Origin of the sequence: Sphaerisporangium dianthi (assembly GCF_042654065.1) — a bacterium.
Lineage (GTDB): Bacteria > Actinomycetota > Actinomycetes > Streptosporangiales > Streptosporangiaceae > Sphaerisporangium > Sphaerisporangium dianthi.
In genome coordinates this window covers 69,136-81,766 of the sequence record NZ_JBHSFP010000025.1, presented here as the reverse complement: position 1 = coordinate 81,766, position 12,631 = coordinate 69,136, and the positions used below count along the sequence as shown (strand labels likewise).

Sequence of the window (12,631 nt, the reverse complement as noted above, 5' to 3'; positions counted from 1 at the left end):
TACTCTCCTAGGGAGAAGAGAGACGTGACTAGCCTGATGAGGCCAGTCATTCGGTCGAGCGGCAAGCGTAATTACGCCGCCCGGCCGACTGGCTCACGAATCGCCGAACGGACCTGTTGGCGCGCCGAGTGGTGACAGCGAGTCAAGGGGCGCGGTCGGCGGCGGTTTCCGGCCGGTGACGCGGTCGACGAGGTCCGGCCGACATCCCATGGTCCAGGCGGCACGCCCGGGCGCGGTCTCAGGCCGGGACGTGGGGCAGGATGATCGCCGACGGGCGGCGGGGGTCGTGGAAGATCTCCTGATCGGCCGCGAGCGCCATGTGCCCGGTGCCGAGCGGCTCGCCGGTGCCGAGGTTGCGGGCCAGCCGCGGGTAGGCGCCGCTGGCCACCTGCACCCGGATGCGGTGGCCGCGCGCGAAGCGGTGCGCGATCGGCCACAGGTCCACCTCGACCCGCCGCACGCCCTCCTCGTCGGCGGGCGGCGTGCCGGGCGCCAGGCGGCGCACGCCCTCGCAGACGTTGAGCGAGCAGCCGTCCGGGCGGACGTCGCACACGCGGACCACCAGGTCGGTGTGCTCGGTGCTGGAGCGCAGGTACACCTCCGCCGTCACCGGCCCGATCAGCTCCACGTCCTCGCCGAGCGCCTCGCCGGTGTACACCAGCACGTCCGAGCGCGCCTCCAGGCGCCGGTTGTCGCGCGGCGCCGAGCTGCCCAGCAGCGTCGGCCCGCCGACGACCGGGGTGGGCCTGGCCGGGTTGTAGCGATAGCGGTCGGGGCCGGACCGTGAGGGGTTGTCCTGTGCCAGCGCGAACCCCGGCTGCAGGTGCCAGCGCCGGCGCCGCATGCCGGGCACCGGCCAGTCGCCGTAGTCGCGCCACTCGCCCGCGCCGGTCACGTACACGCGCACCGGGTTCGCGCGCAGCCCGGAGGAGTCGCCGAGCAGGTGGGCGCGGAACCACGCAAGCGCGTCGAGGTTGGCGACGCGCCCGTGCCGCACGTCGGCGTGGTGCCAGGGCCCGATCGTCAGGTACGGCTGCCGCCCGGCGGCGCGCATGGCGGCGTAGTCCTTCAGCTGCCAGGGCAGGAACACGTCGTACCAGCCGCCGGTCATCGTGACGGCCGCGTCCACCTCGCCCACGGTGGCCGAGAAGTCGCGCTTCTTCCAGAACGGCACGGACGGGTCGGCGTGGTGGGTGAGCACCTCCTGGAAGAACGGCAGCGAGCGCCCGGCCGCCAGCAGGTCGAGCTCGCAGAGCGGCCGGCCCGACAGCACGGCGCGCTGGGTGCGGCGGGGGGCGAGGAACACCGCGGCCCCGGCGAGGGGGCCGTTCATCATGGAGGTCAGCGTGCTCCAGCTCAGGGTGGACTCCAGCGCGAAGGATCCGCCCACGTAGGCGGCGTCGCGGAACTGGGAGGCGGTCACCTGGGTGGCCATCGCCTTGAGGTCGGGCCCGGCGAAGGGCGCGATGGCCCACTGGGCGTGGCCCAGGTAGCTCGGCCCGTGCATGGCGAAGCTGCCGCCGTACCAGGGCTGGGCGCGCATCCACTCGACGGTCGCGAGGCCGTCGTCCTGCTCGTCCAGCGGACAGGACTCGCCGCCCGACCCGAACCCGCCCCGGCAGCTCTGCAGGAGCACCTGGAAACCCTGGCGCGCGAAGGCCTTGCCGTAGGCGTACCCGAACAGGCCGCGCCGGCCGTAGGGGGAGCGGATGAGGATCGTCGGCGGGCTGCCCGCGCCGATCGGAGTGTAGCGGTCGGCCAGCAGCAGGACACCGTCGGGCATCGGGACCCGCAGGTCCTTGTGGACGACAATCCTGAACGGATTCCTGCCCATGCGCGCTCCTTGTGTAAGCGGAGACGTACCCCGATTGAAGTAAGCAGCGCTTTACTCACTGGTAACATGTTAGTGCTAAGGAGTTCGGGGCGCTGTGACGCATGTCACTCCCCGCTCGCGGCGGCGCGGCGCGCCCACCCCCCGAACAAGTGGCGGCGGGCCCCTGGATGCCGCTACCATTCAGCAATGCGAACCATCTCACCTGCTCGGTGGTGGCGCCGCTCTTAGGCGGCGCGATTTTTCGCATCTTTTACCCACGGCCGCCCCGGGAGGCGGCCTTTCTCATACCCGCCCGCCCCGGGGCTGATTAGCAACCAGAAGGGCGAGGCAAGGTGGACAAGAGCCGATATACCACCGCGGGCGGCATCGAGGTCGAGGTCACGACCGCCGATGTTCCTGAGTCCGTGCTGGAGGAGGTCGTCTCCTCCCTGGGCGAGCGCCGCGGCGGCGTGCTCTCCTCGGGCATGGAGTACCCCGGCCGGTACAGCCGATGGCACCTCGCCTACGTCGACCCCGTGCTGGAGATCGTCGCCCGCGGCCGCCGCATCTCGGCCCGCGCGCTGAACGAGCGTGGCCGCGTCCTGCTGCCCGCCGTCACCTCCTGCCTGCTGGCCGCCGGCAAGACCACCACCGAGCCGACCCTCGACCACGTCGAGGTGCATGTCGCCGACTCCGAGGACATCCTGCCCGAGGAGATGCGCAGCCGCCGCCCCACCGTGTTCACCGCCGTCCGCGAGGTCATCGCCGCCTTCGCCGGGGACGACGAGCACCTCGGGCTGTACGGGGCCTTCGGCTACGACCTGGCCTTCCAGTTCGAGCCCATCCGGCAGGCGCTCGAGCGCGCGCCCGGCCAGCGAGACCTGGTCCTGCACCTGCCCGACCGCGTCATGGTCATCGACCGCAAGCGCGAGACCAGCCGCGAGTACCTCTACGAGTTCACCGTCGACGGCGTCTCCACCCGCGGCCTGCGGCGCGCCGGCGAGACGCTGCCGCTGCCGCCCGCGCCGGCGAGCCTGCCCAAGGACCCCGAGCCGGGGGAGTACGCCACCATCGTGGAGGCCGCCAAGCAGAAGTTCCGGCGAGGCGACCTGTTCGAGGTGGTCCCCGGGCAGGTCTTCCACGCCGCCTGCCCCGACCCAGCCGGGTTCTACCGGGGACTGCGCCTGAGCAATCCCGCGCCCTACGAGTTCCTGTTCAACCTCGGCGAGGGCGAGCACCTCGTCGGCGCCTCGCCCGAGATGTACGTGCGCGTCCAGGGCGACCGGGTGGAGACCTGCCCGATCTCCGGGACGATCGCCCGCGGAACCAACCCCGTCGAGGACGCCGAGGCGATCCGCACCCTGCTCAGCTCGGTCAAGGAGGAATCCGAGCTGACCATGTGCACCGACGTCGACCGCAACGACAAGTCCCGCATCTGCGTCCCCGGCACCGTCCAGGTCATCGGCCGCCGCCAGATCGAGATGTACTCCCGCCTGATCCACACCGTCGACCACATCGAGGGCCGCCTGCGCCCGGAGTTCGACGCCCTCGACGCCTTCCTCACCCACATGTGGGCCGTCACCGTCACCGGCGCTCCCAAGACCTGGGCCATGCAGTTCATCGAGGACCACGAGGCCACCGCCAGGCGCTGGTACGGCGGCGCCGTCGGCTACCTCGGCTTCGACGGGTCCATGAACACCGGACTCACGCTGCGCACCGCCCAGATCCGCGACGGCGTGGCCACCGTCCGGGCGGGCGCGACGCTGCTGTTCGACTCGGACCCGGCCTCCGAAGAGCGCGAGACCGAGCTGAAGGCCAGCGCGCTGCTCGGGGCGCTCGCCGCGATCGGCTCACCGCAGGTCGCCGCCGCACGCCGTCGCGAGCCCGAGCGGGCGGGCGAGGGCATGAAGGTCCTGCTGGTCGACTATGAGGACTCCTTCGTCAACACCCTCGCCGACTACTTCCGCCAGCAGGGCGCCGACGTGGTCACCCTGCGTCACGGCTTCCCCCTGGCCATGCTGGAGGAGATCGCGCCGGACATGGCCGTGCTGTCGCCCGGCCCCGGCTGGCCCTCGGACTTCGGCTGCGGAACCCTGGTGGAGGCCCTGTACGCCCGCGGCCTTCCGGTCTTCGGAGTGTGCCTGGGGTTGCAGGCCATGGTGGAACAGGCCGGCGGCACCCTGTCCCTGCTGTCCGAGCCCGAGCACGGCAAGCGCGGCCGCGTCGCCCGGATGGGCGACAGCGCGCTGCTCGACGGCCTCCCGCAGGAGTTCACCGCCGCCCGCTACCACTCCCTGCACGCCAAGCAGCCGGGGGTGCGGGGCTTCACGGTCACCGCGCTCACCCCGGACGGGGCCGTCATGGCGATGGAGGACGCCGCCAACCGGCGCTTCGCCGTCCAGTTCCACCCCGAGTCCATCCTCACCGCCGAGGGCGGCGCGGGGGCCCGCATCATCGCCAACGTGCTGCGGCTGTGCCGGGGATGACCCGCGGCGGGCCCCGCCAGGTCGCGGGAGTGCCGGGGTTGGGTAAAGGGCGGGACGAACCCGGCGCCGGCCGCCGGGCGCGGCCGTAGAGTCCACAGGCGGCGCGGGCCGGGCGCCCGGGCGGGAGGACGTCCCGGCCCGCCCGGCATTCCCCGCGCGCGCCAGGACCGACGAGCGGGGCGAGGTGGCCGATGGATCGCACCGAGACGCCGCCGGCCGCGGCCCCGGGCGGCCCGCCGGCCGGCGTCGCCGACCTGTGCGGCCTGCTGCCCGCCCCGGTCCCCGACGCGGTGCGGGCCGCGCTGCTCGCCCCGCTGGTGGACCACCACTGCCACGGCGTGCGCCGCGACGAGCTCAGCCGCGCGCAGTTCGAGCTGCTGATCACCGAGGCGGTCACCCCCGCCCCTCCCGGCACCACCCACTTCGACACACCGGCCGGCACGGCCATCCGCCGCTGGTGCGGCCCGGTGCTGGGCCTGGCGCCGCACGCCCCGGCGGCGGTCTACCTGGCCCGCCGGGCCGAACTCGGCGCGCGGGAGGCCAACACCCGGCTGCTGCGCGCGGCCGGGGTCGTGGCCTTCCTCGTCGAGGGCGGCCACGGCGGCGGCGAGTCGCTGTCGGCGGCCGAGATGGGACGGCTCGGCGGCGCCGCCGCCGACGAGATCGTCCGCCTGGAAGGCGTCGAGCAGGACGTCGCCCGCGAGGGCCTCACCTGCGTCGGCTACCTCGACGCCCTGGAGGACCGCCTGGCCGCGCGGGCGTCCAGGGCCGTCGGCCTGAAGACCGTCCTCGCCTACCGCTGCGGCCCGGACTTCGCGTCCTCGCGTCCGAGCCGCGGCGCCGTCATCGCCGCGGCGGCCCGGCGGCTCGCCGACCCCGCCGCCCTCCTCACCGACCCCGACCTGCTGCGCCACCTGCTGTGGACTGCGGTGGACATCGCCCGCGAACGCGGGCTGCCGCTGCAGGTGAACGCCGGCTACGGCGACCCCGGCATCGACCTGCACCGCGCGGACCCGGCGCTGATGGCCGGTCTCGTCCGGGCGCTGCGCCCGGCCGGCGTTCCGCTGGTCCTGCTGCACTGCTACCCCTACCACCGGCAGGCGGCCTACCTGGCCGGCGTGCACCCCCACGTGTACGTGGACGTCGGCCTCGCGCCGGCGTCCACGGCCGCCGGCTCGGCGGCGATCATCGGGGAACTGCTGGAACTGGTGCCCTACCACAAGCTGATGTTCGGCTCCGGCCGCCACGGCGTCGCCGAGACGTGCCACCTGCGCGCCCTGTACTTCCGGCGCGGCCTGACCCGCGCGCTCGCCGCGCGGCTGGCGGAGGGAGAGTGGAGCGCCGCCGACGCCGCCCGGGTGGCCCACATGATCGGGTCCGGCAACGCCCGCCGCGTGTACCGGCTCTAGGCGGTCCATATCGTTGTGATCTATATCGGTGTCAATCGCTATGCGCCTCGGGCCGGCTTCGCCGATAATCAGGCCTGATGTCTGCTATAGAGATCCGCAACCTGTCAAAGTCGTTCGGCGCGGTCAGGGCCGTGGACGACGTGTCCTTCACCGTTGAGCCGGGCACCATCACGGGGTTCCTCGGTCCCAACGGCGCCGGCAAGACCACCACGCTGCGCTGCCTCCTCGGCCTCGTCACGCCCGACTCCGGCCAGGCGCTCATCAACGGCCACGCGTACACCGGCCTGGCGGATCCGCTGTCGGAGGTCGGCGCGGTGCTGGAGGCGACGAACTTCCACCCCGGCCGCACGGCCCGCGACCATCTCAAAGTGCTGTGCACCGCGGCCGGGCTCCCGGCGGCGCGCGCCGGCGAGACGCTCGAGCAGGTCGGCCTCGCCGACGCGGCGGCCAAGCGGGTGGGCGGGTTCTCCCTCGGCATGCGCCAGCGCCTGGCCCTGGCCACCGCGCTGCTCGGCACCCCCAAGATCCTCATCCTCGACGAGCCGTCAAACGGCCTGGACCCGGCCGGCATCCAGTGGCTGCGCGGCTTCCTGAGGTTCCTCGCCGACGACCAGGGGTGCGCCGTGCTGGTCTCCAGCCACGTCCTGGCCGAGGTCGAGCAGACCGTCGACCACATCGTCATCATCGCCAGGGGGCACCTGATCAGGCAGGGCGCCCTGTCGGAGCTGACCGCCGGCGGCGACAACGGCGTCCGGGTGGCCGCCGCGCAGGCCGAGCGGCTGCGGCCCCGCCTGGAGGCGACCGGCGCGACGGTCGAGTCCGCCGGGGACGGCGTGCTGGTGGTCCGCGGAGCCCCGCCCGAGGCGGTCGGCCAGGCGGCGCTGGACGAGGGAGTCGTGCTGTCGGAGCTCGTCAGGCAGCGTTCGGACCTCGAGCAGGTCTTCCTCGAGCTCACCGGCGACCCGGCCGCGCCGCCGGGCGGGGCCGCGGCTCCCGCCCTGACCGAGACCCCTGGGGGAACGTCATGATCCGGCTGGTCAAGGCCGAACTGCAGAAGGTCTTCACCACCCGCATGGTCTGGGGCATGCTCGCCCTGTCGCTGGCCTTCACCGCGATCGGCGTGGTCGTGCTGAGCATCTTCTCCGGGCAGCAGGGCACCACCCCCCTCACCGAGTCCGCCGGGGTGCTCAACCTCTTCAGCCAGGCCGGCGTGGGACTGGTGTTCGCCTTCGTGATCGGCACCCTCCTCATCACCGGCGAGTACCGATTCCAGACGATCACCCACACCTTCCTGGTGACGCCGCGCCGGGCACGCGTGATCGCCGCCAAGCTCCTCGCGTGCTCGGTCGTGGGCGTGTTCTTCGGCCTGGCCGGCATCGTGCTGGCCTTCGCCCTCGGCATCCCGGCGATCCTGCTCAAAGGCGGCAGTCTCTCCCTGATCGGCGGCGACGTGGCCCGCCTGTGCGTCGGAGTGGTCGCGGCCATGGCCCTGTACACCATCCTCGGCCTCGCCCTGGGCTCGCTGCTGCGCAACCAGGTCGCCGCGATCGTGGTCGGGATCGGCTGGGTCTACGTGCTGGAGAGCCTGCTGGTCGCCCTGCTGCCGAGCGTCGGCAAGTGGCTGCCCGGCGGGGCCGCCCAGGCGGTGTACGGCCTGTCCTCGCCGCTCGGCGGCGACTACCTGCCCGCCTGGGGAGGCGCGGCGCTGCTCATCGGCTACGCTCTGATCTTCGCGGCCGTCGCCTCGGTCACCACGCTGCGCCGCGACATCACCTGACCCGCCTCACCTGCGCTTTCCCCTCGACTACGATGTGGGGCGGCCGCGAAGGACGGGGCGAAGGGGCGGGGCGGGCGTGCGATTTCTCAGCGACGTGACGGTGAACCTGGTCAGGCACAGCGCCGCCGACTCCGACGTGGTGTGGGCCGCCCGGGTCTCCACGGCGGGCGAGCAGTCCCTCGAGGCGGTCGGCCAGGACCCCGAGCGCTCACGGGGCCTGATCAACTACCTCATGCGCGACCGCCACGGCAGCCCGTTCGAGCACAACTCGATGACCTTCTTCATCCACGCGCCGATCATGGTCTTCCGCGAATTCCACCGCCACAGGGTGGGGTGGTCGTTCAACGAGGAGAGCGGGAGATACAGGGAGCTTCAGCCAGATTTCTATGTGCCCGGGCGAGAGCGGAAGCTCGTGCAGGAGGGCAAGCCCGGACGCTACCAGTTCGTCGAGGGCGACGATCAGCAGCACAAGCTGGTGGCCGAGGCGATGGAGCTGTCCTACCGGCGGTCCTACGCCGCCTACCGCGAGATGCTGGAGGCCGGCATCGCCCGGGAGGTCGCGCGGGCGGTGCTGCCCGTCGGGCTGTTCTCCTCCATGTACGCCACGTGCAACGCCCGGTCGCTGATGCATTTCCTGTCGCTGCGCACCAAGGACGAGCGCGCGACGGTGCCGTCCTTCCCGCAGCGCGAGATCGAGATGGTGGCCGAGAAGATGGAGGCGTTCTGGGCAGGCCTGATGCCGCTCACGCACGCCGCGTTCAACGCCGCGGGCCGCGTCTCTCCGTGAGCCGCCGTCACAGGGCGGGCATGACGTAGACCTCGGCTCCCGGAGGCAGGGCGCACGCCAGGCCGCCCAGGCGGCGGGCGTTCTCACCGCAGACGAACATGCTGATGTGCCGGCGGATGCCGCCGTACTCGTCGCACAGCCGCCGTTCGAGCTTGGGGTGGGTGCGGCGCAGGGTGTCCAGGGCGGCGCCGAGCGTCGGGCGCTCTTCGCCCGCGCCGGCGACCGCGAAGACGCGCACCTCCGTCGCCCCGCCGCCCCAGTGCCACAGCGCGCTCGGCAGCACGAATGTCACGAGCGTGACCGGTCGGGCCATGGGAGTCAGCGCACCGCCGGGGCGATGAGCGAGACCCTGGTGGCTGGGGGAGAGGGCCGCCTTGTGGTGGCGGCGAGCAGCGTGCGCCGCATGATCGCCCCTTCCTTTCGCGGTGCCGGGCACCCATCGCCGGTCCCCCGGCCGGCGTGGTGGCCCGATCGACGTGGTCGGCCGCTGCGCGCGGATCGGCATCATCGTGACACGCCGCGCCGGTGTCCGCCGGGCTCCGCGGTATTTGGCTGATCGGTTCGCCCGTATCCTCCTGCAGTATCTGGTTGTCGGGGGGAAAGCCGCCGCTGTTCGGCCTCCTCGCAGTCACGGTGGATGCGCGCCGGAGGCACGCCGTCGTGCTGGAGGCGGCCTACCGTCTCCTCGACCATGGCCGGCGGGCCGCAGACGTAGACCTCGTGATCGGCGAAGGAGTGGAAGCGCCGCACGACGTCCGGCAGCAGCCCTCGCATGCCGTCGTAGGCCGGCTCGCCCGACACCACCGGCATGAAACGCAGCCAGGGGTAGCGGCCCTCCATGCGGACCAGGTCCGCGAGGTCGTAGAGCTCGGCGGCGGTGCGCGCGCCGTGCAGCAGGTGGATGTTGGGACGCCGGCCTGAGGCGATGACGTGCTCGATGATCGCCTTGAGCGGGGCCAGGCCGGTGCCGCCGGCGACGCACAGGATGTCGCGCACCGGATCGTCCGGCGGAGGGGTCATGGTGCCGACGGGCGGGCCGAGCAGGATGGTGTCGCCGATGCGCGTGTGGGAGACCAGGGCGGTGCTCACCCAGCCGCCGCGCACCGCCCGCACGTGCAGCCGGATGGTGTTGTCGGGCCGGGGCGCGTTGGCTATGGAGAAGGTGCGCCACACCCTGGGCCAGCGCTCGACCTGCACGTCCACATGCTGCCCGGCCACGAAGTTCATCGGCGCGCCCGGGAGCAGAGTGATCACCGCGATGTCCGGCGCGCGCAGCTCGTGGTCGACGACCTCGGCCAGCCACCAGGCGGGAGAGACCCCCGCGTCCGCCTCGGCGGCGTCGATCATGATGTTGGCCGCGGTGGTGTAGGCGGCGACCCAGGCCGCCTCGACCTCGGTGGTCCAGGCGTCGGCTGAGAACCGCCGGATCGTCGCGAGCAGCGCGTTGCCGACGGCGGTGTGGTGCTCGGCGAGCACACCGTACTTGCGGTGGTCCCGGCCGAGCTGTCCGAGGTAGGAGCTCAGGCTGCCGGGGCTGTCCAGGCTCCACACGATGCGGGTCAGGGCGGCGAAGAGCCTGTCGCGCTGGACGTCCATGGCAGGGGGGAACATGCAGCGCAACTGCGGGCTCTCGGCGAACAGCCGGCCGTAGAAGTAGGCGACGGCCTTGCCCATGACGGGCTCGATGGCGGAGAAGCTTTCCTTGATAAGACGCGGATTCAACGACATTTGTGGACGCCATCCTAAATGACCGGATTGAGTATCCGGTCTTGTTGTCGCACCTCCCTGACGGTCCGGGTTGTGAGCGTCCGTCGGCCCCGGCGCCACCGGCCGCTCGAAATGGAGTCTTCCATTCCCTCGTGAGCCTCACAACCGTTTCACCACAAGGTGACAGGATAGGGAACCCTTCGTAATTGGTGCGTCATTCCATGTAATCCTGGTTCGATAGTGCCGCATGAGAAGTGAAAAGGAATCGCATTCATATTCACCGGCCATTCCTCGGCGCCCGGCAATGCCTGGTTGAAGACGGTGCGGCGCCCTGTCGTGCCCGCGGCGCGAGGGGGCGCCGGCGGCGGGCGCCACGCCGGAGGCGCGCGCCTCCGGCGCGCGCGCACCTGGTGCTGATGGGGCCAACGGGACGAAAGATGCGGAAGTGACGTACCTGATACCGGGATTCGTGACATACCCGAAATGTTGTGCGCCATGATGGGTTCGCCACTGCATACGGGCTGAGTGCCGCTGCGGCTTGGCGGTACGACCTTGCGCGAGCCCCCTGGAGACCGCATGTCCCGACCACTGATCGGTATCACCACCTACTTCGACGCCGCCCGCTGGGGCACCTGGGTGCGCGAGGCGGTGCTGTCGCCCCCCGCCTACGCCAAGGCGGTGGACAGGGCCGGAGGCTCCCCGGTGCTGATACCTCCGCTGAGCCTGGGCGCGATCGACGGCTACGTGCGCGGCATCTCGGGGCTCATCCTCGCCGGTGGTGTGGAGGTCGACCCCGCCGCCTACGGCGAGGAGCGCGACGAGCGGGTGGAGGAGCCGGAGCCCCGGCGCGACCGGTTCGAGATCGCGCTGGCGGGCGCGGCCATCCAGGCCGGCATCCCCGTCCTCGGGGTGGCCCGCGGCATGCACGTCTTGAACATCGCGCTCGGGGGCACGCTCACCCCGTGGCTGCCCGACGCGGTGCACCACGAGCGGCACGCCGCCACCACGCCGCACGTCCTGCAGGTCAGCGTGTCCAGCAAGGTCGGCAAGGCCGTGGGCGACCGCATCGAGGTGGCCATGCCCCATCATCAGGCGCTCAGGCGCCTCGGGGACGGGCTGCTGGCGATCGCGTGGGCCGACGACCAGATCGTCGAGGCGGTGGAACTCCAGGGCCACCGGTTCTGCGTCGGCGTCCAGTGGCACCCCGAGCGCGGGGACGACAACCGCCTGGTCGACGCCCTGGTCGAGGCCGCGATGCCGTGAACCCGGCGAGGACCGGCGGGCCGTCGCCGGCCGGTCCCTCCGCCGCCCCGCGACCCTCCGGGACCAGTGTCCGTCCGGGGACCTGCGGTGGTCTCGCGGAAACCCTCAGGCCGCGCGCGTGGCCCCTCGGCCGTCCCGGCGCGGGAGCCGGGGCGGCGGCCGTCAGAAGCTGCGGGGAAGGCCGAGCACCTGGGTCGCCAGGTAGTTGAGCAGCAGTTCCTCGGTGACCGGCGCGACCCGGCCGACGCGGGCGTCGGCGAGCAGCCGGGCGACCGGGTACTCCAGGGAGTAGGCCATGCCGCCGTGGGTCTGGAAGGCGTGGTCGGCCGCCTCCCACGCGGCCTGCGAGGCGGTCAGCTTGGCGATGTTGGCCTCGGTGCCGCAGGGCATGTGGCGGTCGAACAGCCAGGCCGCCTTGTACAGCATCAGCCGCGCCAGCTCGATCTTGGCCTTGACCTGCGCCAGCGGGAAGGCGATGGCCTGGTTGGCCCCGATCGGGCGGCCGAACACCTCGCGTTCCTTGGCGTAGGAGACCGCCACGCGCAGCGCCACCTCCGCCCCGCCGAGCGCGCTGGCGGCCAGCAGGATGCGCTCGGGGTTGAGGATGTCCCACAGCACAAGGGCGCCCTGGTCCACCTCGCCGACCACGCTGGTCGCCGGCACGCGCAGATCGTCGATGAACACCATGTTGGACGGGGTGGTGTTGGCGCCCATCTTGGGGATCGGGCGGTAGGACATCCGTCCCGCGGCCACCGCCCCGGGCACGTCCACCAGGAACACGGTCAGGCCGTTGGTGCGGGGCCTGGCCTCGGCGGCGGGGATGGTGCGGGTCACCAGCAGCATGCGGCTCGCCCGCTGGACTCCGGTGATCCAGATCTTCTGGCCGTTGATCACGTACTCGTCGCCGTCGCGGCGCGCGAAGGTGGAGATGGCCAGGGAGTTGGACCCCGCGTCCGGCTCGGTGAGGGCGAAGCAGGTCTCGGCCTCGCCGGTGGCGAGCTTCGGCAGCAGCGCGGCCTTCTGCCCGGCCGTGCCGTGGCGGGCCAGGGTCAGCGCGCCGAAGCCGGGGGTCAGCACGTAGGTGAACGCCGACCCGCCCGCCGAGCCGGACGCCGACAGCGTCTCGGTGGCCACGGCGAGCTCGAGCAGGCCCTGGCCGGCGCCTCCGTACTCCTCGGGCACGGCCAGGCCCAGCCAGCCGCCCTTGGCCAGCTCGGCCCACACCTCCTCCGGCCACCGCTTCTCGGCCTCGCAGCGCTGCCAGTAGTCCATGTCGTAGCGCGAGCAGATCGCGGCGACGCCCCGCTGGACCTCGCGGGCGCTCTCCGGAAGCGTGAAGTCCACCTTGATCACTCCTATCCCGTCGGCCGCAATAGTAGAACGGCGTTC

Annotated in this window: 10 protein-coding genes; 6 read left to right on the top strand and 4 right to left on the bottom strand. The window is 72.2% G+C overall.

The window, feature by feature from the left end; all coding sequences use genetic code 11:
* Positions 1-238: 238 nt before the first annotated feature.
* Positions 239-1,834: a CocE/NonD family hydrolase gene (locus tag ACFO60_RS28815; protein ID WP_380846100.1), complete on the bottom strand. Its 1,596-nt coding sequence runs from the start codon at positions 1,832-1,834 to the stop codon at positions 239-241.
* Positions 1,835-2,166: 332 nt separating this feature from the next.
* On the opposite strand from ACFO60_RS28815, the gene ACFO60_RS28810 reads away from it, so the two are divergent.
* The 5 genes from ACFO60_RS28810 to thyX all read left to right on the top strand — a co-directional run bounded on the left by ACFO60_RS28810 (position 2,167) and on the right by thyX (position 8,272).
* Entirely contained in the window at positions 2,167-4,299 is a 2,133-nt protein-coding gene (locus ACFO60_RS28810; RefSeq protein WP_380846097.1) for an anthranilate synthase component I, read from the top strand.
* 191 nt (positions 4,300-4,490) lie between these two features.
* The gene (locus ACFO60_RS28805; protein WP_380846094.1) at positions 4,491-5,708 is read left to right on the top strand and encodes an amidohydrolase family protein; all 1,218 of its coding nucleotides are present in this window, start codon (positions 4,491-4,493) and stop codon (positions 5,706-5,708) included.
* 77 nt (positions 5,709-5,785) lie between these two features.
* Positions 5,786-6,736 carry an ABC transporter ATP-binding protein gene (locus ACFO60_RS28800; protein ID WP_380846091.1) on the top strand — a complete coding sequence of 317 codons (951 nt, stop codon included), beginning with the start codon at positions 5,786-5,788 and terminating at the stop codon, positions 6,734-6,736.
* Positions 6,733-7,485: an ABC transporter permease gene (locus tag ACFO60_RS28795; protein ID WP_380846088.1), complete on the top strand. Its 753-nt coding sequence runs from the start codon at positions 6,733-6,735 to the stop codon at positions 7,483-7,485. The genes ACFO60_RS28800 and ACFO60_RS28795 overlap by 4 nt, the downstream gene beginning before the upstream one ends.
* A 76-nt stretch (positions 7,486-7,561) precedes the next feature.
* On the top strand, positions 7,562-8,272 hold the full coding sequence (gene thyX / locus ACFO60_RS28790; RefSeq protein WP_380846085.1) for an FAD-dependent thymidylate synthase: 711 nt from the start codon (positions 7,562-7,564) through the stop codon (positions 8,270-8,272).
* Positions 8,273-8,279: 7 nt separating this feature from the next.
* Here thyX and ACFO60_RS28785 read toward each other — a convergent pair whose 3' ends face one another.
* Both ACFO60_RS28785 and ACFO60_RS28780 read right to left on the bottom strand, forming a co-directional pair.
* Positions 8,280-8,585: a ubiquitin family protein gene (locus tag ACFO60_RS28785; RefSeq protein WP_380846082.1), complete on the bottom strand. Its 306-nt coding sequence runs from the start codon at positions 8,583-8,585 to the stop codon at positions 8,280-8,282.
* 191 nt (positions 8,586-8,776) lie between these two features.
* On the bottom strand, positions 8,777-10,000 hold the full coding sequence (locus ACFO60_RS28780) for a globin domain-containing protein (RefSeq protein WP_380846079.1): 1,224 nt from the start codon (positions 9,998-10,000) through the stop codon (positions 8,777-8,779).
* Positions 10,001-10,555: 555 nt separating this feature from the next.
* Here ACFO60_RS28780 and ACFO60_RS28775 point away from each other — a divergent pair.
* A complete protein-coding gene (locus ACFO60_RS28775; protein WP_380846076.1) occupies positions 10,556-11,242 on the top strand; it encodes a gamma-glutamyl-gamma-aminobutyrate hydrolase family protein in 687 nt (228 codons plus the stop codon).
* A gap of 162 nt (positions 11,243-11,404) precedes the next feature.
* Here ACFO60_RS28775 and ACFO60_RS28770 read toward each other — a convergent pair whose 3' ends face one another.
* A complete protein-coding gene (locus ACFO60_RS28770; protein WP_380846073.1) occupies positions 11,405-12,586 on the bottom strand; it encodes an acyl-CoA dehydrogenase family protein in 1,182 nt (393 codons plus the stop codon).
* Positions 12,587-12,631 lie beyond the last annotated feature (45 nt).